The sequence below is a fragment of the Pseudomonas sp. MS01C9 genome (genome assembly GCF_058202755.1).
The window spans coordinates 5133787-5159639 of record NZ_CM177073.1 but is presented as its reverse complement, the minus strand read 5'-3'; the positions used below and the strand labels follow the sequence as shown (position 1 = coordinate 5159639).

Below are 25853 nucleotides of genomic sequence, written 5' to 3'. Positions count from 1 at the left end.
GCACAGCTCCTTCTGTTATCACTGGCGATTACCGTTGTTCATGTTCCGGTTGGGCGTGCCGGACTCGATGGTGGGCCTGGGTGAACCAGGCGGCGGCCCGGAACGCGGATAACCGTTGCCGATACCGCCATTTTCCAGGGTCGGGGGTCGAGGTGCGGGGATCGTCGGATTGTGGCGGATCGTCGGCACGTTGGGCTGGGTGCCCTGCATGCTGTTGGGATTGGCCCGCCGTATCGGATTGCTGTAGGGGTCATTGTTGCCCGGCAGGTTCTGGGCCAGGACCAGCGCCCCGGGGTCCGGCGTCGCCTGGGCGGCACCGGCCAGCAACAGCGCGGAAACGGCGAGCATCAGCCTGTTCATGGGTTTCTCCTGCGTCGCGAAATCGCTCAGGGATATCGAAAGCACGCTACTGCTCTGGTTCGCCGTTGTTAAGTGAAAGTCCCGGTAAAGATGTAACGAGGCATCTCCGGGCAAATCGACAGGCGTTCCCGTCACGGCTTGAACTCGCTTCCAGGGAAACTTTTGCCGGGGCCGGAAGGTCACCAAGAGAGACTTCATCACTGGCAAGGAACCCCCACCATGGCACGGGCAATCTGGAAAGGCGCTATCAGTTTCGGGTTGGTGCATATCCCGGTTGCGCTGGTGTCGGCGACGTCATCCCAAGGGGTGGATTTCGACTGGCTGGACAAGCGCAGCATGGACCCGGTGGGCTACAAGCGGGTCAACAAGGTCACCGGCAAGGAAGTGACCAAGGAAGACATCGTCAAGGGCGTCGAATACCAGAAAGGCCAGTATGTGCTGCTCAGCGAAGAGGAGATCCGCTCCGCACACCCCAAGTCCACGCAGACCATCGACATCTTTTCCTTCGTCGACAGCGAGAAAATCCCGCTGCAGAACATCGACACCCCCTACTTCCTTGCCCCCGACAAGCGCGGCGGCAAGGTCTATGCGCTCTTGCGCGAGACCCTGGTCAAGACCAACAAGGTGGCCCTGGCCCATGTCGTGTTGCATACCCGCCAGCACCTGGCGGCCCTCATGCCCCTGGAATCGGCTTTGGTGCTGGTGATGCTGCGCTGGCCCGCCGAAGTGCGCGACCTGGATATCCTGGAACTGGGCGACGAGGTGATTCACCCGACGCTGGCCAAGGGTGAGCTGGAAATGGCCAAGCGCCTCGTGGAGGACATGAGTGGGGATTGGGAACCCCAGGCATACCGCGACAGTTTCGAGGACAAGATCATGGAACTGGTGGAGAAAAAAGCCAACGAGGGTCGGCTCGAAGCAGTGGAAACCGACCCGGGCGAAGAACAACGCAAGAGCGCCGATGTCATCGACCTCACCGAACTGCTCAAACGCAGCCTGGGCAGCAAGGGCAAGGCGGCCGACAAGCCCGGCGGCAAGACCGCCGAGAAAGCCGCCAAGCCTCGTAAATCCACCCCTGCCAAAAAAGCCACCAAGGCCTCCCGGGGCTAATCCCCGAAGCCAGTACTGCAAGGGAATCTGTCATGGCCAAGGCCGATAGTGAATATGCCCGTTCGTCCGGCACCGAACCGGACACCGTCACGACTCGCGACGACAACCGGCGAGACGACAGCCTTACCGATAACCGGTTACCCGAACGCCTGTCCCCACAACTCGCTACGCCCGTGGAGCAACCACCGGCCGGCGATTGGCGTTATGAAGTCAAATTCGATGGCTATCGACTGCTGGCCCGCATCGAGCATGGCGCGGTCCGCTTGTTCAACCGCAATCACCAGGACTGGACCGAGCGCCTCAAGCTGCACGCCGATGCCCTCGCCGCCCTTGGCCTGGGGGACAGTTGGCTGGACGGTGAACTGGTGCTGCTCGACGATACCGGGCGATCCGACCTGGCGGCCCTGCGGCAGGCTTTTGAGATCGGTCGCACCGTGGACCTGCTGTATTTTCTGTTCGATGCGCCATTTCTCAATGGTCGGGACCTGCGCCAGGTGCCGGTGGAAGAACGACGAGCTACGCTGAAAAAGGCCCTGGCCAACAATGCCAGCAAACGCCTGCGGTTCTCCGAAGCATTCTCCGCCAGCCAGGACGAGATCTTCGAGAGTGCCAGCGCCCTGTCGCTGGACCGTGTGGTCGGCAAGCGCCTGGGCAGCCCCTACGCGGGCCAGCGCAGCGTCGATTGGGTCAAACTCAAGTGCCGGCTGCGCCAGGCCTTCGTGATTGTCGGCTTCACCCGTGCGCAAGGCACCCGCAGTGGTTTCGGTGCGTTGCTGCTGGCGGTCAACGGCCCTGCGGGGCTGACATACGCCGGTCGGGTTGGCACAGGGTTCAAGCAAGCCCAGCTCAAGGGCTTGCACGAGCAGCTCTTGAGGCAGGTGCGTGACACTTCGCCCCTGAACGTTCCCCTCAATACGGCACAAGGGCGCGGCGTGCAGTGGGTCGAGCCAACCCGCGTCTGTGAAATCGAATTCGCCGAGTGGACCCGCGACGGCCTCGTGCGCCAGGCAGCCTTTCTCGGCCTGCTGGCCGACACGCCAGTCGACCAGGTGGTGCGAGTGCAACCCTTGCCGATCAAGGCCATGGCACCTGAACCCAAGCGCGGCGCAAAACATCGCGCGGTGCATGTCGGCGGCGTGAAGATCTCTCATCCCGAGCGGGTCATCGACAGTGTCAGCGGCGTGCATAAGGTGGAACTGGCGCAATACTACGCGGACATCGCGCCATGGATCCTGCCCCATCTGAAACAGCGCCCGGTGGCCCTGCTGCGGGCACCGGATGGAATCGGTGAAGAGCAGTTCTTCCAGAAGCATGCCGACCGCCTGGAAATTCCCCATATCCGCCAGCTGGATCCGGCCCTGGACCCTGGCCATGCCGCGCTGATGGAAATCGACAGTCCACGGGCACTGATCAGTGCGGCTCAGATGGGGACGGTGGAGCTGCATACCTGGACCGCGACCCACGACCGGATCGAAACCCCCGACCTGTTCGTCCTGGACCTGGATCCGGACCCGACACTGCCCTGGAGCGCCATGCTGGAAGTCACCCGCCTGACATTATCGGTGCTCGACGAATTGGGGTTGCAGGCATTCCTCAAGACCAGCGGCGGCAAAGGCATGCACGTTATCGTGCCGCTGGCGCGCAGTGAGGGATGGGACACGACCAAGGCGTTCGCCAAGGCCATCTCTCAATTCATGACCCGGCAGATGCCCCGGCGGGTGACGGCCACCATGGGGCCCAAGAACCGGGTCAGGAAGATCTTCATCGACTACCTGCGCAATGCCCGGGGCGCCAGTACGGTAGCCGCCTATTCGGTACGCGCCCGGCCCGGCCTGCCGGTGTCGGTACCAATTGCCCGGGCGGAACTCGATGGCCTGCGTAACGCCCAGCAATGGGATATCCATACCGCACTGGAGCGAGCCAGGGGGCTGGGCGCCGATCCGTGGGACGGCTACAACCACCGCCAGCGGATCACGGCCCGGATGTGGCAACAACTGGAGGCCGAGAAGCCCGGAGAGTGAGCTGCTCGCGTCCCGACACCGTGCAGGAACGGGACTGCGGCAGCCCCCTCAGATCCAGACGAAAATCGCCAACAGCCCACCGAAGAACGCCCATTTTTGCAGGTAATACAGGGTACGGTTGCGCTTCTTCAGGGCCTTGCCTTGCAGGCGGATCCTGTAGAGCCTGGAAAACGCCCGGTTCAGCCCGCCGGTCCTGTCGCCAGCATCGTTCGGTGCACCGGCGGCCGCCATTACGGTGCGACTGAACCAACGGTTGAAGGCACTGGCCCAGCGGAATTTCATCGGCCGCTCCACGTCGCAGAACAGGATGATGCGGTTGTGAGGCGTGGTGTTCTCGGCGTAATGGATGAACGTCTCGTCGAACATCACCGCCTCGCCATTACGCCAGTGGTATTGCTGGCCATCGACATTGATGTAGCAGCCAGGATCGTTGGGCGTATCCAGGCCCAAGTGGTACCGATACGAACCGGCATACGGGTCGCGGTGCCGGACCAGCTTCGAGCCTGGCGGCAACTCGGCGAACATCGCCGCCTTGATCGACCCGATGCCCTGTACCAGCTCGGTAGTGCGCGGACACAGCTTCATGGCCGAAGGATGGCTGTCGCCGTACCACTTGAGGTAGAAGCGCTTCCAGCCCGTCTTGAAGAACGAGTTGAAACCGACATCGTCATATTGATTGGAGCGCTTGATTTCCCCTGCCTTCAGCAGGTTCTGGCCTTCGGCGCGAATTTCTTCCCAATGGGCCTGCAAGGGGCTCAGGTCGGGAAAATCGGCCGTTTCCAGGTAAGGCCTGTTGGGCAGTTTCGAACACAGGTACAGCAGGCAATTGATAGGCGCCAGGAAGGAAGAATGGTCGCTCAACTGGCGACCGAGCTTGTGCCGCACACGCCCACGCAAGTGCACATAGCCGATGGAGAGGATATAGATCGCAACAATGATGAGTTTCACGCGATTCGTCACACAGCTTAAGTGAACGGACTGCTCTCCCCACCAAGCGGCAGCGTGAGGGCATCTGAAAGATGGCATTTTAGCCACACTTTGTAACTGAAAGTTACCCTCAATTGTGAAAAACTGTCATGCCCGGCCCCCCCTCCCCAAGCGCCCTCGGCCCAGCCACGCCCCCAGACAATGTCATAAGGACTGAATCAGAAGCGCCGATGCACTCCAGGCATCAGCTCCCTAGAAAAAATGAATTAGTCACTTGACCGCTCGGTCAAGAATTATGAACGCAGTAATCTGACGAGGTAACAGAGATGACTATCGAAGCAGAGACACTCGTGCAACTGACCGAAGCGCTTCAAGAGCAAGGCATGGTTCTGGTCTCGGACGTGGCATTCACCCGTGCACCCTACCGGCAGAATCATCGCTGGATCTGCATCGTGGAGTAGCGAGCGCCATGACGGGTGGACCCGTCCTGCGCGCGGGCGATCGCCAGCTGTTTTCGCCTTGCCTGACGTTCATCTCAAGACTTTTGTGCAGAGCCTAGGGTGACGGAGTACCACCTTCGACCGGTCGTCCATCAAGGGCAGGCATCGGGTCCGTCTGGACCCCGGTGGATAGACAAGCCCAGGCTTCATATGCACGCCTATGGCGAGAGACCGCCTCATCCCAGCGAACCCCTGAAACTTCGCGAGAAACGACGAGCATCATGAGATGATTCGTGGCTGCATCGAGATCGAGCAGCAGGTGATGGGCGTTGAAGCGAAAATCGTCAATCGAAGGCATGAGGTCACACATGAAATCGGCGGATTACCAGGGATCAGGTGCCCTGCCACGTAGAATCATTGTGACACCACTTCGATTGACGATGTGAAAGCCCAGACGATCGGTGGCCTGGGCTACTTGTAGTACACGTCAAAGATAGCGCCGGCATTGAAGCTGCCCAGCTTGGGTTTATCCGTGCGCCACTTCAAACGAGCCTCGAATTGCTTGCAGTTACTGGTCGAGCTGACTTGAGGAATCACCACGAACGCGTTGTTGAAGCGCAGCGGGGTGTGGTTGTCGGCATCCAGGATTTCGATACCGACCGAATCATTATCCTTGGGCACCAGGGTTCCCATACTGTCGTATAGACTCGCGTTCTCCGCGGGTCGCAGAATCCCGTTCAAACCATACACGGCGGTACCTTGACAGGTACGTTGTTCAAAGAGCGAGAAGGTGGCACGCTTGATTTCAAGCCCGGGAGTTGCGCCAGCACTGATGATATTTCCGAAACTCATGGTAGTAGGATTCACGGTAACCGTGGACGAACAGGGGATGAGGTTGGCGGTGAGGCCTTTGACAACTACAGAGAGCAACCCCGAAATAGGCTGCCCCTCCTTCCCAATCGTATAGGGAACATAGTTGTTCAGGTCTACTGTCCTGGTCTGTGAAGTCGTGCTTGCAGCGGTCTTTTTTAAAATAAACAAAGAGGCCTTGTAATATCCGAACTCATTGACATTTATCTGCCCTACCGACGTACTGTTCGTAGGCATGGTCCTTGCGCGCACAGACTTGGTAACAGACGGGCGATAGTCAGTGCCATTCAACGTCACCCCGACTTCTATATCCGGACCAAAATCCCGGCCGAGGGGATTAAGAAAAAAATAGGTCGCAAACGTCGAAGGTCCTAACCAGCAGTTGTAGTTCAGGTCCTGGGCGGGCATCCGCCATACTACCGTTCCTGCAGGTGCCGAGTCGGGTATCGTTACAGAGGCATTGATTTGCAAGGCTTGCGTAGTTGCATGAGTGTAGGTGTTGTCACAGGTGTATTGCACCTCGCTCTGGGCCTTGGACTCAGACACATTGAAACTCAACGAAAGCGCTGCCAGGATACTTATTGCTTTATTCATATCGGCGATCCTGAATTAGGTGTGGAACGCGTCACAGCCATCACATGCGGAGTTCTATCGCCCTCATCCGTGATGAACGTGCTGGTAATCCTGGCTATTGGCTTTGCACAATCGGCCAGCTGTACATCCCGTGTAGAAAAGGGGGGGCAACATCAGGTGCGCCACGGGTTTCCCACACACCCGCCCCTGCCGATCAAGGAATTGGACATCCGTGAGAGTCTGGAAATAAGGCGAATCATTGTGAGCATCGAGGATGGCATCTTTTGATTGGGTCGCCTGCCGCCAATACAACCTGGTAAAAGCTTCTGTCGGAGACATAGGCAACGCGGGGCGGAAAAATACCTTCAGGCGGTGACGCAGGACAATCTGCAACCTGTTCTGCTCCGCAGGAACCTTTGGAATATCCATCACACTCAATAGAAAACAGGACTCCCGATCCCGAGGAAGCCCAACCCCTTGATACAGAATATCAACCGTCTGCTTGTCTCCGGGCTGAATCTCAATTAATGGTCTTGAAAGCGCAAGCGGCAAGTCGTCCAGAGCTTGCTGATCATCGCCATCACCAAATGTGACCTGGGCCAGCACGGCTTGCTTGCCAACATTTTCGATTGTAATTGTTTTTGCCTTGTCCCTGGCATTGAAGACGAACCGGGTCGTCCCACCGAAATCAACATCTGCCGCCGCCAGCCCAGTAAACGTTATCGTTTGAGACAGTAGCCAGACCAAGGCACCGAACTTGATAAACCGCATAAAACAAACCATCCCTGCCACAAACAAAATCATTCATTGAAATTGCAAGCTTCCCGCCAACGACCAGACAGAACCATCAATACTCCCAATATTCGGCTGCAGCCCGGCACTGGTTTTTTATAACATCGAGCATCGATTCATTCCAGGAAATGGCCGCTCTTTAAGAATCGTCTTAATTCCGGCAATCGATCTATAAAACAATAACCAGGTGTTGGGCTCAGCTATATAACATCGGCAAGCGAAGGGCCGCAGTTACGCAACATCGTAAACTGGAAAGACGAATCACCACTTGCAGTTGATGAAACCTGATCTGGCACTGATCGGCGGATAGCGCTTTATCGGTTACATGCGGATCGATCGATGTGCCTGTCAACAACCTCCCGCGAGCGACCTTACGTACGCAAGGAGACGGCAGGCCATTTACAGCGCAGCTCCATGAAAGCCAGGCCGGCAGCTCTGGCCCTCCAACCCTCCTGCGAAGCGATCACGCGCTCCCGCAAGGAAGCACGCTGATGAAGGGTCAGGTGCGGATGCGCTTTCGGCTGCCATACAACTGCCGTCATACTTATGCGACAATGCGCGCAACGTCCAACATGCCCCCCGCATTCATCGCTCAGCAGCTTGGCCACAGCGTCCAATGTTGCTGGCGACGTATGCGCGTTGGCTCAACCTCAAGCTCGGACTGGGCGGAGCTGGAGAAGCTCCGAATGGATACCACATCGGTATCAGGGAAAATGACCAGCTCTAACCCATTGATAGGTAAGGTAATTGATCTCCACAGCTAACATCACCATGCAGTTCGGCGCCAAGCCGCTGTTCGAAAACGTTTCGGTCAAGTTCGGTGCGGGCAACCGCTATGGCCTGATCGGCGCCAACGGTTGCGGCAAGTCGACCTTCATGAAAATCCTCGGTGGCGATCTCGAGCCGTCCGGTGGCCAGGTGATGCTCGAACCGAACGTACGCCTGGGCAAGCTGCGCCAGGACCAGTTCGCCTACGAAGCCTTTACCGTGATCGACACGGTCATCATGGGTCACGAGGAACTGTGGAAGGTCAAGGCCGAGCGTGATCGCATCTACTCGCTTCCGGAAATGACCGAAGAAGACGGCATGGCCGTGGCCGAGCTGGAAACCGAGTTCGCCGAGATGGACGGCTACACCGCCGAGTCCCGTGCCGGTGAGCTGCTGCTGGGCCTGGGCATTCCGCTGGCACAGCATTTCGGTCCGATGACCGAGGTGGCGCCGGGCTGGAAACTGCGGGTCCTGCTCGCCCAGGCGTTGTTCTCCGATCCTGAAGTACTGTTGCTCGACGAACCGACCAACCACCTGGACATCAATACCATCCGCTGGCTGGAAAACATCCTCACGGCGCGTAACAGCACCATGATCATCATTTCCCACGACCGGCACTTCCTGAACAGTGTCTGCACCCACATGGCCGACCTGGACTACGGTGAGCTGCGCCTGTTCCCGGGCAACTATGACGAGTACATGATCGCCGCGACCCAGTCCCGCGAGCAGCTGCTGTCGGACAATGCCAAGAAAAAAGCCCAGATCGCCGAGCTGCAGACCTTCGTCAGCCGCTTCTCGGCCAACGCCTCGAAAGCCAAGCAGGCCACTTCCCGCGCCAAGCAGATCGACAAGATCCAGCTCGCCGAGGTCAAGCCGTCGAGTCGCGTGAGCCCATTCATCCGGTTCGAGCAGACCAAGAAACTGCATCGCCAGGCAGTCACCGTCGAGCGTATGTCCAAGGGCTTCGACGGCAAGACCCTGTTCAAGAACTTCAGCTTCACCGTCGAAGCCGGCGAACGTGTGGCGATCATCGGCCCCAACGGTATCGGCAAGACCACCCTGCTGCGCACCCTGATGGGCGAACTGACACCCGATAGCGGCTCGGTGAAATGGACCGAAAGCGCCGAGCTGGGCTACTACGCCCAGGACCACGCCCATGACTTCGAAGACGACGTCAGCCTGTTCGAATGGATGGGCCAATGGACCCAGGGCGAACAGATGATCCGGGGCACCCTGGGTCGCATGCTGTTCTCCAACGATGAGATCCTCAAGTCGGTCAAGGTGATCTCCGGTGGCGAACAGGGCCGCATGCTGTTCGGCAAGCTGATCCTGCAGAAGCCCAACGTACTGGTGATGGACGAACCGACCAACCACCTGGACATGGAATCCATCGAAGCGCTGAACCTGGCGCTGGAAAACTATCCGGGCACGCTGATCTTCGTCAGCCACGACCGCGAGTTCGTGTCGTCCCTGGCCACCCGCATCATCGAACTGAGCGCCGACGGCGTCGTCGATTTCAGCGGCACTTATGACGACTACCTGCGCAGCCAGGGTGTGATGTTCTAGGACCGTCCCCAACGGCTAATGAAAAGCCCTGTCCAATGCGACAGGGCTTTTTTGCATTCGGCATCCCTATAGGCGCGAGCCGGGTTCAAAGGCCTTGGCCTGGCCATTTAGTTAGCCTGCTTTCTTTTCTCCCCATCTCGCGCCATCATGGAACTCTCCCGCCGCCGCCCGCGAACGAGCTCCATGTCAACGCCTCAATCCGCCCCCGGTTCCCTGTCGGTCACCCTGCAGATCGTCTCCATCGTTTTCTACACGTTCATTGCCTTTCTCTGCATCGGCCTGCCGATTGCCGTATTGCCGGGCTACGTCCACGAGCAACTGGGCTTCAGTGCGGTGGTGGCTGGATTGACCATCGGCTCGCAGTACCTGGCGACCCTGCTCAGCCGGCCCATGGCCGGGCGGCTGTCGGACAGCGTCGGCACCAAGCGGGCGATTGTCTACGGTTTGTCGGGTATCGTGCTCAGCGGGGGGCTGACCCTGCTCTCCACCTTGCTGCAAAGCCTGCCACTGCTGAGCCTGCTGATCCTGATCGGCGGCCGGCTGTTGCTGGGGGTGGCCCAGGGCCTGATCGGCGTAGGCACCATCAGTTGGTGCATGGGCCAGGTCGGAGTGGAACACACGGCCCGTTCGATTTCCTGGAACGGCATCGCCTCTTATGGCGCGATCGCCATCGGTGCCCCCCTGGGAGTGGTGATGGTGGGCGACCTGGGTTTCGCCAGCCTGGGGATCGCCTTGTCGCTGCTGGCCGGTGGGGCGCTGTTGCTGATTCGCAATAAACCGTCGGTGCCGGTGGTTCGTGGCGAGCGCCTGCCTTTCCGGGCGGTATTCGGCCGTATCGCGCCGTTTGGAACGAGCCTGTGCCTGGCCTCGATCGGCTATGGCACGCTCACGACATTCATAACCCTGTTCTACCTCAGTCGCGGCTGGACCGGCGCGGCCTGGTGCCTGACCGTCTTCGGCATCTGTTTCATCCTCTCGCGCTTGTTGTTCATTTCCAGCATCGGCCGCTTCGGAGGGTTCAACTCTGCCATTGCGTGCATGAGCATCGAAACCCTCGGGCTGGTGTTGCTGTGGCTGGCGCCTTCCACAGGGTTCGCCCTGGTGGGCGCGGGGCTGGCCGGTTTCGGGCTGTCGCTGGTGTACCCGGCGCTGGGCGTGGAGGCCATCAAGCAGGTGCCGAACACCAGCCGCGGCGCGGGATTGAGTGCCTACGCCGTCTTCTTCGACCTGGCCCTGGCGATTGCCGGGCCCATGATGGGCGCGGTGGCGTTGAACCTGGGTTATTCATGGATCTTTTTCAGCGCCGCTGTACTGTCGATCAGCGGCCTGGCCTTGACCCTGCTGCTACGCCAGCGTGCCGGAAAAGCCGCTTATTGATCCGCGGTCCGCAGGCCGGCGCGGGTCGGCCTACCCAAGGCCTGGCTGAAAAAGCGCCCTGCTTCGGAGATCATGGTGCGGTGGATGTCCTTGCGGTCGACGCCATCGGCATCGGTGCAGAGCGCAGGCATCGCGGCGATCTGCTCTTCAGTGCAAGGGGCCATGAACACGAAATGCCCGGCCCCGGCCAGGGTCTTGAAATCCGGCGCGGTGGGCAGTTTGCGGGCCAGGGCGGCGGCATTCTTGTCAAAGGCCACCAACTTGTCGCCATCGCCGCTGTACAGCAGCACCGGCACATGGACGTCGGCCAGGGTATGACGGCCGAACTTCAGGCTCAACGGCGCCATCAACAACAACGCCCGGACCCTGGGGTCGGCCACCGGATGCAGGTCGTCGCGGTCGGCAATCAGCTCGCCCTGGGTGTTGCAGGCATCGCGATCATCCGGCCGCTCATGGCAGTAGCGACGCAGGCGATCGAGATCCGGGGTGGCGCCCGACAGGATCAACGCGGTTTCGCCGCCGGCCGAATAGCCGATCACGCCCACCTGCCCGGCATTGACGAACGGCGACAGCATCGGGTCGCTCAACGTTGCGGTGATGGCTTCGGAGATCTGGATGGGCCGTCCGTACAGATTGCTCAAGGTGCCGAGCCGGCTGTGGTCCTGGGCGTTATCGCCCGGATGAATCACCGCCACCACCACGAACCCCTTGCGCGCCAGGGACGTGGCCAGGTCATGCAAGGCCAGCGGCGTACCGGTGTTGCCATGGGAGAGCATCAGCATGGGAAAGCGGCCGATGGCGATCCGGGCGTCCGGCGCGGCATCGATCTCATAGCCTTCCAACCGGCTGGTCCGCTCCCGGGCGGTCGACGGATAAAAGGCGATGGCACGCATGGGCTGGTGGTCCAGCGGATCGAGGAAGCTCAGCTCATGGAAACCGGCACTCCAATGAGGCTCCAGCCCCGGTGCGGCCTGTACTGTCACCAGGCTGCCGAGCAAACCAAGCAGTAACCCTGCACCAAGACGCTTCATCGACTCTTCCACCTTCACCAGCGAACGACAGAGACCTGTCCGCTCGCCGCCCTGACGTGCACCCGGCAGCCAGAATACAGCGTTTTACAAGGGTTTCGATATGCACGGTAAGAACAAGCCCGCCCACGACAGCGATGTATCGCCCGGCATCGCTGCTGGATGACACACCGCTATCGCGGGCGGGCCGCTCCCGGAGGATTCAACAGCGTTATGCGGCGGCGAACTGCTCGCCGATCTGCAGCTTGGCTTCGCCCATGGCCTTGGTGCGCATGTCATCACCGTAAGCCAGGCCTTCGGCCCGGACGATCTCGATGTCGGTGATGCCGAGGAAACCGAACAGCAGTTTCAGATACGCTTCATGACCCACGCCGCTTGGCTGGCCGGCATGCAGGCCGCCGGCAGTGGATACGATGACCAGTTTCTTGTTGCCGCACAGGCCTTGCGGACCGGCTTCGGTGTAGCGGAAGGTCTGGCCAGCGACGGCGATACGGTCGATCCAGGCCTTCAATTGGGTCGGGATGGTGAAGTTGTACATCGGCGCAGCCACTACCAGTGCATCCGCCGCCAGGAATTCGGCCAGGGTGGCGGCGCTGAGCTGCGCCTCATGCTGCAGGGCGGCGTCGCGCAGTTCGGCGCTGGTACCGGCCGCCACCAGCGTCTGGGCGGAGAAGTGGCTGATGGCGTCGGCGGCCAGGTCGCGATAGGTCACCTCCACGTCCGGCTCGGCGGCTTTCCAGGCCTGGACCACTTCGCGGCTCAGCTGGCGAGAAGCGGAGTTGTCTCCGAGGATGCTCGAATCGATGTGCAGAAGTTTCATGAAGTGCTCTCCAAGTGGAATCGCTACCGAGGCGATCGATTGGTGACAATCCTACCGATGAAACCAATGGCCGATTAGCCAGCATTGATGCGATAGTTCGTTCCACTGACAGGACAATCGGGCTTTACATGCAAGACCTCAACGATCTGTACTATTTCGCCAAAGTCGTCGAAGCCGGTGGTTTCGCCGCCGCCGGACGGGCACTGGGCATTCCCAAGTCACGGTTGTCCCGGCGCATCGCCGAGCTGGAAGAACGCCTCGGTGCCCGGCTGCTTCAACGCACCACCCGACAGTTGAAGCTGACCGCCGTGGGGGAACGCTACCTGCGCCATTGCCAGGCCATGCTGCTGGAGGCCGAAATGGCCGACGAAGCCGTGGCAAGCATGTCCAGCGCACCGCGAGGCAGGCTGAGGGTTTCGAGCCCGGTGGGGCTGGCCCACGAGATGCTGCCCGGCGTGGTGGCCGACTTCCTGGAGAAATTCCCCCAGGTGCAGCTGGAAATGATCCTGCTCAACCGTCGCGTGGACCTGGTGAGCGAAGGCATCGACGTGGCGCTGCGGGTGCGCGACCTGGGGGACGAGGACCCGCTGCTGATGACCCGGCGCCTGCGCCAGGCACGATTGATCATGGTGGCCAGCGCCGCCTTCGTCGAAGGGCACCGGATCGAGACCCCGGAAGACCTCAGGCAACTGCCCGTGCTGGGTGCCCTGGAAGCCGACCGCCTGGTTCACCTGCGCCTGCTCAATGCCGATGGGGAAAGTGTCGACCTGGCCCTAGAAGCGCGCCTGGGCATCGACGATTTCATCGTCCGCCGCGCCTGCGCCCTGGCCGGCCTGGGCTTTACCCTACTGCCCAGCATGTATTGCGAACAGGAGTTGAGGGACGGCACACTGGTGGAACTATTGCCAGGCTGGTCGCTGCCCGATGGCTGGCTGCAGGCCGTCTATCCCCACCGACGCGGACTGCTGCCGGCGGTGCGGGCTTGGATCGACCATCTGGTGGAAGCCTTTGCCCGTTGTGGAGACAGGACGCTATGAGTTTGAGCGAAGAGGACGTCGCCCGCTTCTGCCTGGGCCTGCCCGGCGCCAGGGAAGATTACAAATGGGGCGGCGTGCGGGTGTTCTCCATCGCCGGGAACAAGATGTTCGCCTTGCAGGGATTGCGCGGTGACTCCCTGGCGTTCAAGGTCGACAAGGACCTGTTCCTGGGCCATTGCGATCGACCGGGCATCCACCCGGCCCCCTATCTGGCCCGGGCCCAGTGGATCATCATGCAGACGCCCTACCCGCTGGGCGCCGAAGAACTGCGGGGCCTGCTGCAACGCTCCCATCAACTGGTGGTCAGCAAGCTGCCCAAGCGCACCCAGGTCGGCTTGCTGTTGCCCTGATTCAGAACAGCGCCAGCAGATGGCCGCCCAGGAACAACTGATCGATCCAGAACACCTGATGCAGCACCACGATGAACCAGAACACCACCTGGAACGATACCTTGCGGGTCTTGTGGCGGAACATTTGCTGGGCGAGCAATGCCCCGGGCCAGCCGCCCGCCAGTTCCATGGCGTGCAGGACGTTCTCCGGGGTGCGCCAGGCCTCGGCGCGGGCCTTGCGCTTGTCATTCCAGTAGAGCAGAAACGTCATCAGGCTGACGGCCCCGTAGGCCGCCAGCGGCAGCCACGACGCCTCTTGCAGCCAAAGCAGCAAGGAACCCAGCAGTGGCAAGGCGCACAACAGCGCAAACACGATCCACTTGAGCCGCAGGTTCTGCACGCCACCCGCCGCCTGACGCGTAGCAGGCTTGCGCAGGCCCGGACCGTTCATGGCCGGACCGTTCATGGCCGGCCCTTTCATGGCTGGACTGTCGCCCAATCCACCCAGCCGAATTGCCAGGTCGCCAGGATCAACAGGCCGAACGCGATCCGGTACCAGGCAAACACCGCGTAGCTGTGGCTGGCAATGAACCGCAGCAGCCCCCTGACCGCGATCATGGCGAAGATGAAGGCCGTGATGAAACCGATGGCGAAGACCGGAAAATCCGCCGGAACGAAGAGCTCGCGATACTTGTAGCCCGAGTAGACCGCCGCGCCGACCATGGTCGGCATCGCCAGGAAGAACGAGAACTCTGTCGCGGTCTTGCGCGACAAGCCGAACAGCAAGCCGCCGATGATGGTCGAGGCCGAGCGCGAGGTGCCGGGAATCATGGCCAGGCACTGGGCAAGTCCGACCTTCAGCGCGTCTTTCCAGGAAATATCGTCAACGGTTTCGGCGTGTACTTCATGCTGGCGCCGCTCGGCCCAGAGCATCACCAAACCGCCCAGCACCAGCGCAGTGGCCACCGTGATCGGGTTGAACAGATAGTGGTGGATCAGGTCGGCGAACAGCACGCCCAGCACCACCGCGGGCAGGAAGGCGATCAGCAGGTTCGCGGTGAACCGTCGGGCAGAGGGTTGGGTGGGCAGGCCCAGTACCACGTCGAAGATCTTGCGTCGGAACTCCCAGACCACCGCCAGGATCGCCCCCAGCTGGATGATGATATTGAACGCCATGGATCGTTCGCCACCAAACTGCAGCAAGTCGGCTACCACGATCTGGTGCCCCGTGCTGGAAATCGGCAAAAACTCCGTCAAGCCCTCTACAACGCCAAGAATCAGTGCCTGTAAGGCGGTCCACAAATCCATTCATCCCCCAAAAAAGACCTGGTATGCGCAGGCCTCATCGATATTCAAGTGTCAAGGCAGTGCAAAAGCAGCGGGAGCACGATAACGGCGACCGTTCAAAAAAAACCAATGAAAGATCGACGCCAGGCTCAGGTTTTTCGCCGCGAGGCCGAAATCCTATCAGACAAGCCCTGATAACGCCGCCGCGTTATGGCCCAAGCGCCGCGGACGACAAGAACAAGAAACCGGAGTGACAGCGTATGAATAGTTTGCGCAGTGTATCGATCAGTCGACGCTTGTGGCTCATCCTGGGCGTGGCCATCGTGATGATGTTCATGTTGGGCGCCTTGATGCTCAAACAGATCCACACCGACCTCCATCAGGCAAAGGTGCAGAAAACCCAGCATGTGGTCCAGACCGCCAGTGGCGTGCTGAACTACTACCATGGCCTGGAAACGGCCGGCACGCTGACCCGGGAGGCCGCGCAGAAGCAGGCGCTCAATGCCGTGCGGGGCCTGCGCTATGACCAGAACGACTATTTCTGGATCAACGACCTGACCCCGGTCATGCTCATGCACCCCACCAACCCCAAGCTCGAAGGCCAGAATCTCTCGGCGATCCGCGATCCGAACGGGTTCGCGCTGTTCAACGAAATGGTGTCCATCGCCAAGACCAAGGGCGCCGGCATGGTGAACTACCTGTGGCCGAAACCGGGCGCGGAGGCACCGGTGGGCAAGACTTCCTACGTCACCCTGTTCCAGCCCTGGGGCTGGATCATCGGTTCGGGCGTGTACGTGGATGACGTACAGGCCGAATTCCTCGCCCAATTGATCAAGGCTTCGGTGATCGGCCTGGTGATCGCGCTGATCATGGGCCTGCTGTTGGCGCTGATCGTGCGCAGCATCGTGCGGCCGTTGCAGGAGACAGTCCACGCCATGGCGAATATCGCCAGCGGCGAAAGCGACCTGACCCGGACCCTGGACACCCACGGGCAGGACGAAGTCACCCAGCTGGCCCGGCACTTCAACGCCTTCACCGCCAAGCTGCGGCAGGTGGTGAGCCAATTGCAGGCCTCCGCCGGTGCCCTGGGGCAATCGTCCAATGAACTGGGCAACGACGCCGCACAAGCCCAGGAACGCAGCCAACAGCAATCGCAACAGATGGAACTGGTCGCCACGGCGATCAACGAAGTGACCTACGGCGTGCAGGACGTGGCCAAGAACGCCGAACATGCCGCCAGCGAAATGCGCGACGCCGAATCCCAGGCCCAGCAGGGCCAGGTCAACATCGACGGCAGCCTGCAGCAGATCGACCGTCTCTCCCAGACCATTGACCAGGCCGTGGAAGTGATTCGCACCCTGGCGAGCGAAAGCACCCAGATCGGCAGCGTGCTGGAGGTGATTCGCTCCATTGCCGAACAGACCAACCTGCTGGCCCTCAACGCCGCGATCGAGGCCGCTCGCGCCGGGGAACAGGGTCGTGGCTTCGCGGTAGTGGCCGATGAAGTGCGGTTGCTGGCCCAGCGCACGCAAAAGTCCACGGCGGAAATCCAGTCAATGATCGAGCGCCTGCAGAGCCATTCCGAAGCCGCGGTGAAAGTCATCAGCGACAGCAGCCGTGCCTCGCAACTGACCATCGAACAGGCCGGCCTGGCCGGCGCCAGTCTCAACGCCATCGGCCAGGCCCTGCGCAACCTCAACAGCCTCAACGCCTCCATCGCCAGTGCCACCCTGCAACAGGCCCACGTGGTAGAGGACATCAACCAGAACGTGACCCAGGCCGCCGGCCTGTCCCACAGCACCGCCCTGGCGGCGGAACAGTCGAGCCTGGCCAGCGCCCGGCTCAGGGAACTGAGCGAACAATTGAACGGACTGCTCAAACAGTTCCGCGTCTGACGACCACCAGGGCGGGACAACCGCCCGTCCTGGACCTGTGTGGGAGCCAACCTGCTCCCACACAGGTTCTATGCAGTTTCCCCGGAATCGATGCTGGCCCCCACGGATGGAGGTTGGAGCTATCCCCTGCATACCGTTTACAATCCCCGCCCCTTCCACTCCCTGAGGAACCGCCATGTCCGGGCTCGAACTGTTTGCCGCAGTCCTCGGCGTGATCGCTGTCTGGCTGACCGTCAAGCAGAACCCCTGGTGCTGGCCGATCGGCCTGGTCATGGTGTTGCTGTACACCTGGATCTTCTTCGGTGTGAAGCTGTACTCCGATATGTTGCTGCAAGTGGTCTACGCCGTGCTGCAACTTTACGGCTGGTGGCAATGGACGCGTGCCGGGCAGCATCATGACGGCCGGCAGGTGACACGCCTGGGAGGGCCTTCGGTGATGCTCGGGCTGGCCATGGGCGCAGCCGCAAGCCTGATGCTCGGCGCGGCAATGGCGCACTGGACGGACGCGGCGCAACCCTGGCTCGATGCGGCGCTCACCGGCTTCAGTCTGGTGGCTCAATGGTGGATGGCGCAGAAACGCGTACAATGCTGGCCGTTGTGGATCGTCCTGGACGTGATCTTCGTGGGCCTGTTCATCTACAAGGGCTTGTACCTCACCGCCGGGCTTTATGCCCTGTTCACCCTGCTGGCCGTGCAAGGCTGGCGGGAGTGGCGTGCCGACCCGGCCTTGCGCGCATGAAGGTGGTGGTGCTGACCGGCCCGGAGTCCGCCGGCAAAAGCTGGTTGGCCAAGCAACTGCAGGAACAGTTCGGCGGCTTGCGGGTGGATGAATACGTTCGCCACTTCATGGAACGACACCGGCGCGATACCTGCCTGGCGGACATCCCTGATATCGCCGCCGGACAACTGGCCTGGGAAGACGCGGCACGCGTCCGGCAACCGACCCTGCTGATCCTCGACACCCATCTGTTGAGCAACATCCTCTGGAGCCAGACGCTGTTCGGCGATTGTCCGCACTGGCTCGAACCCGCCCTGCTGGCGCGCCACTACGACCTGCACTTGCTGCTGAGCCCCGAGCAGGTCGACTGGACCGGTGACGGCCTGCGCTGCCAACCCGACCTGAAGGAACGCATGGCGTTCTTCGAAGCCATCGAGCAGTGGCTGGTCCGTCACCACCGTCCTTACCAGGTGATCGAAGGTGACTGGACGCAACGTCGGGACCAGGTCTTCGCTGCCGTGGCTCGACTACTGCGTACCTGAACGCCGGATCGTCCCTGAACCCGCGCCACCCTTTACAACCGGGCCTATTCCCATCGTTGTGTTTCATCGATGCAACACCTGCCTGGCGCCAAACACGGATCCAAGGCTGTTTCATCATTTTGCCATCGCGACTGTCAATTTTTCGGACACTGCCGCCAGACACTGGATCCAGAGCCAGCGGACCGCCTGCCGCCCGTCGGGCTCTGCCGGCCTTGTCTCAGCAATGAAACAGGTTGCGTAGGCGGCCCTCTCGGCTCGCCAACAAGCCATTGAATACAAAGGTTTTTCAGAAACCGGCACAACTACTGCTCCGCCCCCTTCGCAGCGCTGGACCAAGGCCAGCCCACCGAAGAAGGAATCGATGCCGTGGGGACTTTCAAGAGACGCTTGACCTGCCTGTTGCTGATCGGCTGCGCCACCAGCGCAACCCTCAGCCTGCCGGTACAAGCCGAAGGAAATGGCGTCATTGTGCTCGACCGTGACGTGCAGCCCATCCACATAGGTCGCAACGGCGGCAAAGACCCCTACCCGACCACTGTCAACGCCAACCCCTCCGATCGAATCCATCAGGCTACGACCAGTACCGAATTGAGCGACGGCGACTTCGCCAGCGTCGCCAGCGGCTCGTCGATCCGCAACACGGTCAATACCAATACCGGCGTGCAGGGCCTGAACGTCGTGACCAACCCCAATGGCATGCCCGGCATGAGTGCCGGCCACGGGGGCGGTAGCGGTGGTGCGATTTCCGGCACCATCAACCGCTCGCTGAGTTCCGGCCTGGCCCCGCTGGGTCGATTGGCGGGAGGACAGTGACATGAAGCCGGCCCTGTTGCTGCTCGCCCTGCTCGGCCCTTGCGCCGCGTTCGCCGATCCGGGTGCAGCGCTGGTCAGCCATGCCAACCTGCAGGACTCCGGCGGCCGCTACACCGGCAACCTCAACGTCAACCAGGCGGCCGGCGACCAGACCCAGCAGACCAACACCCGGGCCATCGCCATCGGCACCGGGGCACAGGCGACCACCCGCGTTCACCAGCGGCTGGATACACCGGCCAATGCGTCCATGAGCGCCACCGCCCGCATCGGCGGTCATTCATTCACCAACGGCAACGGAGTACTGGGCGTCAACCAGTCCGCCGGTGCCAACAACCAGATGGCCAATGTCATGCGGGTGGGCATCAGTGCCCAACCGCAGGGCATGGACGACAGCGCGCTTTCTCAGCAGAACGTGGCGTTGTCATCGAACTCAGGAGCAACTGGCGCCCCAACCGGAAGCCGCCAGGTCGTCACCAGCGACCAGGCATTCACCGGCAGCCGTGGGGTCATCCAGGTGAACCAGAGCGCCGGGGTGGGAAACCGCATGGCTAACACCCTGAGCATACGGGTCGCTGACTGACCCGGAATAAAAACAAGAAACAAAAAACTGACACTTCACCGACGACAAGCAAGGAGAAACACCATGAAACCTGCAATGGCACTCAAACCATTGGTTTTCGCTCTCGCCGCTGTCATGGCAATGGCCGCACAGGCCGGCGGAAACGGTAATGGCAACGGCAACGGCCATGGTCACCATGGCCCTCAAGGGCCGACGCTGGATCAACTGCTGTCCATCAACGCCGGAGCTGGGGCTACGGTGATGGACGAGCAGAACAGCGACGGCAACGTGGTGACCAACCAGGCCACCCGAAACACCGCGCAAGCCACTGACTCACTCAATGGCAGCAACGGCAACATGGGCGCCAACATCGCCGCTGGCGACGGCAACCAGCAGGACAATGCCGCCGCCCTGGCCACCGCCGACGAAAGCTTCATCTTCGGTTCGGCGGTGGCCGCCTCCAGCGCCACGCAAACCAATAACAACAACTACGTCAAGAACAACTCGACCCATAACACCGCCTCGCTCACCAATGCAGGCAACAATGGCTCCGGCAACATCGGCATCAACGTGACTGCCGGCAACTTCAACCAACAGAAAAACAACCTGGCCATCGCTGTATCAGGAGGTCGCATCGCAGAAGCGTCCGCCTCGGCCGATCAGTCCTCCACCGGCCTGCAGGTCGACAACAAAGGTGTGCGCACCTACAAGACCGATACCCTCACCAGCACCTACTCCGCTTCCGGCACCTTCAAGGCCAAGGGCACCGGTACCGCCGAAGACGATCATGGTGGCTGGGACAACAGGGGCGGCTACGGCGGCGGCCACGATGACGACAAGTTCAAGTTCTCCGCCGTGGGTACTTTCGAACTGGCCGGCAGCAACACTCAGCAAGTGCTGACCCGCGATGGCTGGAAAACCCCAGTGATCAATAACGCCACCATGAGCAATTCCATGAACGGCTTCTCCGGCAACGGCGGGGCCAACGTGTCGGCAGGCGTGGGTAACCAGCAAAGCAACTCGCTGTCCATCGCTGCCGGCTGCAAGGCCTGCATGTAGTCGCGCATGAAACGAAGCCCCGGCAACGGGGCTTCTGTTCCAGGATTTCCATAAGGCGTATCCATCATGCGCGCGATTGCCCTTTCCCTGCTGCTGTGCATGGCCTTCATGGCCGAGGCTGCGCAGATCCCCGTGGCCGCCTTGCCGGGCGGCATGCTGGTCTACAAGCCGGTGCAAAGCCTGCGCGAGCGCAAGTTCCGCGACATCGTCGAGCAGAAGACCGACTTCAGTTGCGGTGCCGCCGCCCTCGCCACGGTGCTGCGCCAGGCCTATTGGCTCGATGTCGATGAGGAGCACGTCATCAAGGGCATGCTGGTCAATGCCGACCAGGACCTGGTTCGCACCCAGGGCTTTTCCATGCTCGACATGAAGCGTTACGTGGAAAGCATCGGCATGCGCGCCCGGGGTTACCGGATACCCGCGCAAAAGCTCGAAGCCGTGACGATCCCCGTGGTGGTCCTGATGGAGATACGTGGCTACAAGCACTTCGTGGTGCTGCAGCGTGCCGACAAGCAATGGGTCTACATCGGCGATCCGGTGCTGGGGCACAAGCGCTACGCCCATGACGATTTCGTCAAAGGCTGGAACGGCATCGTCTTTGCCATCGTCGGTCCCGGCTATGACAAGGCCAATGCGCTGCGCAGCCCTCCGCAACCTTTGACGGCACGCAACAAGCTGGACGGGTTCAACCCGGTCAAGGATGCGGAACTGATGGATTTCGGCTTCATACAGAGCGACTTCTTTTAATCGCCGACCACTTGCCAACAAATACGTACAAAAGGAGCAGGATGCTCCGGGAGCAGTACATGAAAACTTCATACTGGCTGTCGCTTGCCTGCCTGGTCGCGACGGTCTCGGGCTACGCCCATGGCGGATTCAAACCCATCGAAGTCAAGGACCAGGAGCTTTCCGAGCTGCGTGGTCGTTATGTCATGCCCGGGCGAGTCATCAGCTTCGGCATCGTCATGAGCAGTACCTGGCGCAACGCCAGCGGTGATCTGATCGGCGCAACCAGCTCCATGCAGATCCAGGCCGCCACCGTCAAACCCGAGTTCTACGTCTCCACCATCAAGCAGGCCGGCAACGGCCACACTGCCGAACAAGGCAACGGCACTATCTCCGGCGGTGCGGGCCTGGGCACGGGCCAGGGCGTGACTCAGAGCGTACGCGCCGCGGGCGACGGCAACACGGCCTACAACACTGTCAGCATCAACGTGAAGGAAAGCAGCCAGGCTCCTGCCTTGACGCCATCCCAGGGCCAACTGCTGAGCAGCGGCCAGACCATCACCGGCAGCAACGCCGCCGGCAGTGTCGCGGTCAAGGCCACCGGCAGCGGCGTGCAGATGGCGATCCAGGCGAGCCACAACCAGGGCAGCACCCTGCAACAGGTAGCCCAGGGCGGCTTGCTGCAGAACACCCGCCTGCTGGGCAACAGCAACCTGGTCAACAACATGACGCAGCTCAACGTGGTGCTGAACAACAACGGCCCGAGCGCCGGGACACTGGACTGCAACCTGACCCAGTTGCGCGGCCTTCGCAACCTTGGCTATTGAACGGCGCTGCTTGCGACCACTGGGCTTATAGGGATGGCATACCTCATGTATCGATCCGTATCGTTGCGCGCTGTGATGTGTTTGAGCACGCTGTTGCCTGCCCCTCTGCTGCAAGCGGCACAGGATGCGGAAATCGAAGCCCTGAAACAGGAACTGCTGGAGCTCAGGCAACGCTATGAGGTCCAGCAGAAGGCCCTGGCGGTCCTCGAACAGCGGGTTCGCCAGGTGGAAGACCAACCCGCCGCCCCGCCGCCCAAGCGCCTGGTCAAGTCACCGGCCGACATGAAAGGCAATCAGACTGTTGCCGGAAGCGGCACGACTGCCAGCGGTGGCAGTGGCTACGGACAATCCCTCGCCGCAGACTCCCAGCCCGCCCAGAGCGTCTCCAACCTCTACGACGAAGCCAGCGGCTTCTTTGGCGGTGGCAAGTTCAGCTTCGAGACCGGCGTGACCTATTCGCGCTATGACACACGGCAACTGATCCTCAACGGTTTCCTGGCCCTGGATTCGATTTTCCTGGGCAACATCAACCTGGACCGGATCAAGGCCGACACCTGGACACTGGACCTGACCGGTCGCTACAACTTCGACAACCGCTGGCAGTTCGACCTGAACGTACCGGTGATCTATCGCGAATCCACCTACCAGTCCGGCGGCGCCAACCAGGGCGCGGCCGGGGTGACCAGCGAAGAAACCGTCACCCGCGACCCGACCATCGGCGACGTCAATTTCGGCATTGCCTACAAGTTCATGGACGAGTCCATCGATACCCCCGATGCGGTGGTGACCCTGCGCGTCAAGGCGCCCACCGGCAAGGATCCGTTCGGCATCAAGCTGCGCCAATCCCAGGCCAACACCAATCTGTTCGTGCCCGAGGACCTGCCCACCGGCAATGGCGTCTGGTCGATCACCCCCGGGATCTCCCTGGTCAAGACCTTCGATCCGGCCGTGCTCTTCGGCAGCCTGTCCTATACCCATAACTTCGAGGAGTCGTTCGACGACATCAGCTCCACCGTCAACCAGGAAGTACCTGGCAAAGTGCGCATCGGTGACAGCTTCCAGATCGGCGCGGGCATCGCCTTCGCCTTGAACGAGAAGATGAGCATGTCGTTCTCGGTGTCCGACCTGATCCAGAAGAACAGCAAGCTCAAGCAGGACGGCGGGGATTGGGAGTCGGTGGTCTCCAGCGACGCCAACGCAGGCTATTTCAATATCGGCATGACCGTGGCCGCCTCCGATAACCTGACCATCGTGCCCAACCTGTCCATCGGGCTGACCGACGACGCACCGGATTTCTCCTTCAGTCTGAAATTCCCGTATTACTTCTAAGGCGTACGAAAAGTCGCCGAGCGACGCTCAGGCAATACAAGATAGACGAGCAATGCCCTTGTGGGAGCGAGGCGGCTGCATCATCCGCGGCCGCCCCCGCTGCCACAATTACTTTCAGGGCCTAGCGGATCTGATGCTTGTGCAGCAGGCGGTAGAACGTCGGGCGAGACACGCCCAACACCCGGGCCGCCACGCTCAGGTTATCGCTGTGCCGGTTGAGGACATCGCTCAGTGCCTGGCGCTCGGCGCGAGTCTTGTAGTCTTCGAGGGTGCCCATCGGTGCCACGACGCCCTGGTGGCTGGCCAGGCCCAGGTCCCGGGCTTCGATCTGCCGCCCCTCGGCCAATACCAGCCCGCGACGAACACGATTGGCCAGTTCCCGGATGTTGCCCGGCCAGTCATGCATGCCCATCGCCACCAGCGCGTCCTCGCTGAAGCTGCGCGGCCGGCGGCCGGTTTCCTGGCTGTAGAGATGGGAGAAGTGACTGGCCAGCATCGATAAGTCGCCGTGGCGCTCACGCAAGGGCGCCATCACCACTTGCAGCACGTTCAGGCGGTAGTACAGGTCTTCGCGAAACCGCTTGTGCTCGATGGCCGCCTCAAGATCCACATGGGTGGCGGCCAGTACCCGCACGTCCACGGGGATGGGCTGGCTGCCGCCGACCCGTTCGATGTGTTTCTCCTGCAGGAAACGCAGCAGGTTGGCCTGCAGTTCCAGGGGCAGGTCACCAATTTCATCCAGGAACAATGTCCCGCCGTGGGCGGCTTCGATGCGCCCGATCTTGCGCTGATGAGCGCCGGTGAAGGCCCCTTTCTCATGGCCGAATAGTTCCGACTGGATCAGATGCTCGGGAATGGCCCCGCAATTGATGGCAATGAACGGCTTGTTGCGCCGCTGGGACTGGGAATGCAGGGTGCGCGCCACCAGCTCCTTGCCGGTGCCGCTCTCACCGCGAATCAATACAGGCGATTCGGTGGGCGCCAGTTTGTGCAACAACTTGCGCAGCTCGCGAATGGGTTTGCTGTCGCCCAGCAGCTCATGTTCGGGCTGGTCAACGTGGACAGAACCCTGCCCCCGCAGCCGCGCCATGCCAAACGCTCGACCCAGCGTCACCTGGACCCGGGATACGTCGAAAGGCAAGGTATGGAAATCGAAGAACCATTCGCAGACGAAATCCCCCACGTTCTTGAGGTGCAGCACTTCCTGGTTGAGTACCGCGATCCATTCGGCGCCGCTGCGGCTGATCAGCTCCTTGACCGCCTCCGGGCGCTCCAGGTGAAAGGGCTGCAGCCGCAAGAGGCCGACATCGCAGGAGCGATCGCCTGCATGCTCGAGGGAGCAACTGTCCACTTCCCAACCAATGCCGCGTAACCCCGGCAGCAGGCGATGACAATCATCGCAGGGATCAACCACGAGCAGACGACGCAACGTACTGGCTTCGATCATGACTGATCCTTGGCGCCAAAAATAAGAAAAATGAGTAGAAACAGGCGTTTGGCGAACCTGCATGTAACAGTAGCAAGAAGTTGACACCCCCTTGTATCAATTAATTATTGATTGGGCATTAAAGCGGTTATAAGCGAGCGTTTCGTTAGTTGCCACTTGCCGGAATCTTTCACGAGGCTTTCAAACAAAAGCCTTTTTGCCCTGTCTGAAAGAAAATCGAAATTTATTCAAGGAATGTGTGACCTGATCCCGGGTTCGGGACATCAGTACAAGTAACCCGCCGCACGGTACGCCCAACCGACGGCACATCATTTGATTGGGCACTTTTAAGAGAAAACGCCATGAACGCCCCGCTCCGTATCAACGAAGCTCTTTTGATTGCCGACCGCGCATTTAAGCCTTTCCAATGCGTGGCCTGGGCCCCACAAGACGGTAACGGCGAACTGAGCCTGACCGTCGTCGACCGCACCAATACCCATATTGGACGCACCCAGATCCCCAGCAGCGCCTATACCGATCCAGCCCAACTGGCCGACCTGTTGAAACAGGCACGCGCCGAACTGAGCCAGGAAGGTTACAAACTGCAATCCTGGTCCATGCCTGAATAACTGGCTGTCAGGCTCTGTACGAAAA

At 60.9% G+C, this 25853-nt stretch carries 26 protein-coding genes and 1 pseudogene; 18 read left to right on the top strand and 9 right to left on the bottom strand.

What is annotated here, in order from left to right; genetic code table 11:
• Window positions 1-18: 18 nt before the first annotated feature.
• Window positions 19-360: a hypothetical protein gene (locus tag AC1M7R_RS23420; protein ID WP_072459216.1), complete on the bottom strand. Its 342-nt coding sequence runs from the start codon at window positions 358-360 to the stop codon at window positions 19-21.
• A 219-nt stretch (window positions 361-579) separates the two neighbouring features.
• On the opposite strand from AC1M7R_RS23420, the gene ku reads away from it, so the two are divergent.
• Together ku and ligD are read left to right on the top strand one after the other, a co-directional pair.
• Complete coding sequence (gene ku, locus AC1M7R_RS23415) at window positions 580-1470, top strand: non-homologous end joining protein Ku (RefSeq protein ID WP_072391121.1); 891 nt, start codon at window positions 580-582, stop codon at window positions 1468-1470.
• A gap of 32 nt (window positions 1471-1502) precedes the next feature.
• On the top strand, window positions 1503-3491 hold the full coding sequence (gene ligD / locus AC1M7R_RS23410) for a DNA ligase D (RefSeq protein ID WP_490609955.1): 1989 nt from the start codon (window positions 1503-1505) through the stop codon (window positions 3489-3491).
• 48 nt (window positions 3492-3539) lie between these two features.
• On the opposite strand, the gene lpxO is transcribed toward ligD, so the two are convergent.
• The gene (gene lpxO / locus AC1M7R_RS23405; protein WP_072391114.1) at window positions 3540-4439 is read right to left on the bottom strand and encodes a lipid A hydroxylase LpxO; all 900 of its coding nucleotides are present in this window, start codon (window positions 4437-4439) and stop codon (window positions 3540-3542) included.
• Window positions 4440-4744: 305 nt separating this feature from the next.
• On the opposite strand from lpxO, the gene AC1M7R_RS23400 reads away from it, so the two are divergent.
• The gene (locus AC1M7R_RS23400; protein ID WP_256327893.1) at window positions 4745-4879 is read left to right on the top strand and encodes a hypothetical protein; all 135 of its coding nucleotides are present in this window, start codon (window positions 4745-4747) and stop codon (window positions 4877-4879) included.
• Between the two features lie 450 nt (window positions 4880-5329).
• On the opposite strand, the gene AC1M7R_RS23395 is transcribed toward AC1M7R_RS23400, so the two are convergent.
• A complete protein-coding gene (locus AC1M7R_RS23395; RefSeq protein ID WP_490609954.1) occupies window positions 5330-6322 on the bottom strand; it encodes a fimbrial protein in 993 nt (330 codons plus the stop codon).
• A 63-nt stretch (window positions 6323-6385) separates the two neighbouring features.
• A complete protein-coding gene (locus tag AC1M7R_RS23390) occupies window positions 6386-7072 on the bottom strand; it encodes a fimbrial biogenesis chaperone (protein ID WP_490609953.1) in 687 nt (228 codons plus the stop codon).
• Between the two features lie 530 nt (window positions 7073-7602).
• On the opposite strand from AC1M7R_RS23390, the pseudogene AC1M7R_RS23385 reads away from it, so the two are divergent.
• The 3 genes and pseudogenes from AC1M7R_RS23385 to AC1M7R_RS23375 all read left to right on the top strand — a co-directional run.
• Window positions 7603-7857, top strand: a pseudogene (locus AC1M7R_RS23385) (hypothetical protein); the annotation flags it as partial.
• Window positions 7841-9427 carry an ABC-F family ATPase gene (locus AC1M7R_RS23380; RefSeq protein ID WP_072391104.1) on the top strand — a complete coding sequence of 529 codons (1587 nt, stop codon included), beginning with the start codon at window positions 7841-7843 and terminating at the stop codon, window positions 9425-9427. The pseudogene AC1M7R_RS23385 and the gene AC1M7R_RS23380, both read left to right, overlap by 17 nt.
• A 183-nt stretch (window positions 9428-9610) precedes the next feature.
• Window positions 9611-10804: an MFS transporter gene (locus AC1M7R_RS23375; RefSeq protein WP_490609952.1), complete on the top strand. Its 1194-nt coding sequence runs from the start codon at window positions 9611-9613 to the stop codon at window positions 10802-10804.
• Here AC1M7R_RS23375 and AC1M7R_RS23370 read toward each other — a convergent pair.
• Window positions 10798-11835: an alpha/beta hydrolase family protein gene (locus AC1M7R_RS23370; RefSeq protein WP_490609951.1), complete on the bottom strand. Its 1038-nt coding sequence runs from the start codon at window positions 11833-11835 to the stop codon at window positions 10798-10800. The genes AC1M7R_RS23375 and AC1M7R_RS23370 overlap by 7 nt on opposite strands.
• Before the next feature lie 208 nt (window positions 11836-12043).
• A complete protein-coding gene (locus AC1M7R_RS23365; RefSeq protein WP_072391095.1) occupies window positions 12044-12652 on the bottom strand; it encodes an FMN-dependent NADH-azoreductase in 609 nt (202 codons plus the stop codon).
• Between the two features lie 128 nt (window positions 12653-12780).
• Between AC1M7R_RS23365 and AC1M7R_RS23360 the strand changes: the two genes are divergently transcribed.
• Together AC1M7R_RS23360 and AC1M7R_RS23355 are read left to right on the top strand one after the other, a co-directional pair.
• The gene (locus AC1M7R_RS23360; RefSeq protein ID WP_072391092.1) at window positions 12781-13689 is read left to right on the top strand and encodes a LysR substrate-binding domain-containing protein; all 909 of its coding nucleotides are present in this window, start codon (window positions 12781-12783) and stop codon (window positions 13687-13689) included.
• Window positions 13686-14039, top strand: a complete 354-nt coding sequence (locus tag AC1M7R_RS23355; RefSeq protein WP_072391089.1) for an MmcQ/YjbR family DNA-binding protein — start codon at window positions 13686-13688, stop codon at window positions 14037-14039. The genes AC1M7R_RS23360 and AC1M7R_RS23355 overlap by 4 nt, the downstream gene beginning before the upstream one ends.
• Window position 14040: 1 nt before the next feature.
• On the opposite strand, the gene AC1M7R_RS23350 is transcribed toward AC1M7R_RS23355, so the two are convergent.
• The gene (locus AC1M7R_RS23350; RefSeq protein ID WP_076407101.1) at window positions 14041-14469 is read right to left on the bottom strand and encodes a DUF1294 domain-containing protein; all 429 of its coding nucleotides are present in this window, start codon (window positions 14467-14469) and stop codon (window positions 14041-14043) included.
• A gap of 26 nt (window positions 14470-14495) precedes the next feature.
• Window positions 14496-15326 (bottom strand): undecaprenyl-diphosphate phosphatase, encoded by an 831-nt coding sequence (locus AC1M7R_RS23345; protein WP_072391083.1) that lies wholly within the window; start codon window positions 15324-15326, stop codon window positions 14496-14498.
• A 239-nt stretch (window positions 15327-15565) separates the two neighbouring features.
• Here AC1M7R_RS23345 and AC1M7R_RS23340 point away from each other — a divergent pair, with 239 nt between their 5' ends.
• From AC1M7R_RS23340 to fapF, 9 genes are all read left to right on the top strand, one after another.
• Window positions 15566-17200: a methyl-accepting chemotaxis protein gene (locus AC1M7R_RS23340; RefSeq protein WP_072391079.1), complete on the top strand. Its 1635-nt coding sequence runs from the start codon at window positions 15566-15568 to the stop codon at window positions 17198-17200.
• A gap of 175 nt (window positions 17201-17375) precedes the next feature.
• Window positions 17376-17939: a nicotinamide riboside transporter PnuC gene (pnuC, locus tag AC1M7R_RS23335; protein ID WP_072431116.1), complete on the top strand. Its 564-nt coding sequence runs from the start codon at window positions 17376-17378 to the stop codon at window positions 17937-17939.
• Window positions 17936-18460, top strand: a complete 525-nt coding sequence (locus AC1M7R_RS23330; RefSeq protein ID WP_072391072.1) for an AAA family ATPase — start codon at window positions 17936-17938, stop codon at window positions 18458-18460. Before pnuC ends, AC1M7R_RS23330 begins: the two co-directional genes overlap by 4 nt.
• Window positions 18461-18826: 366 nt before the next feature.
• Window positions 18827-19273 carry a functional amyloid chaperone FapA gene (gene fapA / locus AC1M7R_RS23325; protein ID WP_072391069.1) on the top strand — a complete coding sequence of 149 codons (447 nt, stop codon included), beginning with the start codon at window positions 18827-18829 and terminating at the stop codon, window positions 19271-19273.
• Between the two features lies 1 nt (window position 19274).
• On the top strand, window positions 19275-19853 hold the full coding sequence (gene fapB, locus AC1M7R_RS23320; protein WP_072431118.1) for a fibril amyloid subunit FapB: 579 nt from the start codon (window positions 19275-19277) through the stop codon (window positions 19851-19853).
• Between the two features lie 63 nt (window positions 19854-19916).
• Entirely contained in the window at window positions 19917-20891 is a 975-nt protein-coding gene (gene fapC / locus AC1M7R_RS23315) for an amyloid-like fimbrin subunit FapC (RefSeq protein ID WP_072391062.1), read from the top strand.
• Window positions 20892-20957: 66 nt separating this feature from the next.
• A complete protein-coding gene (gene fapD, locus AC1M7R_RS23310) occupies window positions 20958-21638 on the top strand; it encodes a fibril amyloid maturation endopeptidase FapD (protein WP_072431120.1) in 681 nt (226 codons plus the stop codon).
• 59 nt (window positions 21639-21697) lie between these two features.
• Window positions 21698-22444 carry a fibril amyloid subunit FapE gene (fapE, locus tag AC1M7R_RS23305; protein ID WP_072391976.1) on the top strand — a complete coding sequence of 249 codons (747 nt, stop codon included), beginning with the start codon at window positions 21698-21700 and terminating at the stop codon, window positions 22442-22444.
• A 45-nt stretch (window positions 22445-22489) separates the two neighbouring features.
• Window positions 22490-23773, top strand: coding sequence for a fibril amyloid transporter FapF (fapF, locus tag AC1M7R_RS23300; protein ID WP_072391056.1), 1284 nt, complete (start codon window positions 22490-22492; stop codon window positions 23771-23773).
• Between the two features lie 121 nt (window positions 23774-23894).
• On the opposite strand, the gene AC1M7R_RS23295 is transcribed toward fapF, so the two are convergent.
• On the bottom strand, window positions 23895-25220 hold the full coding sequence (locus AC1M7R_RS23295) for a sigma-54 dependent transcriptional regulator (protein ID WP_072391053.1): 1326 nt from the start codon (window positions 25218-25220) through the stop codon (window positions 23895-23897).
• A 341-nt stretch (window positions 25221-25561) separates the two neighbouring features.
• Here AC1M7R_RS23295 and AC1M7R_RS23290 point away from each other — a divergent pair, with 341 nt between their 5' ends.
• Window positions 25562-25828 (top strand): hypothetical protein, encoded by a 267-nt coding sequence (locus tag AC1M7R_RS23290; protein ID WP_072391050.1) that lies wholly within the window; start codon window positions 25562-25564, stop codon window positions 25826-25828.
• Window positions 25829-25853 lie beyond the last annotated feature (25 nt).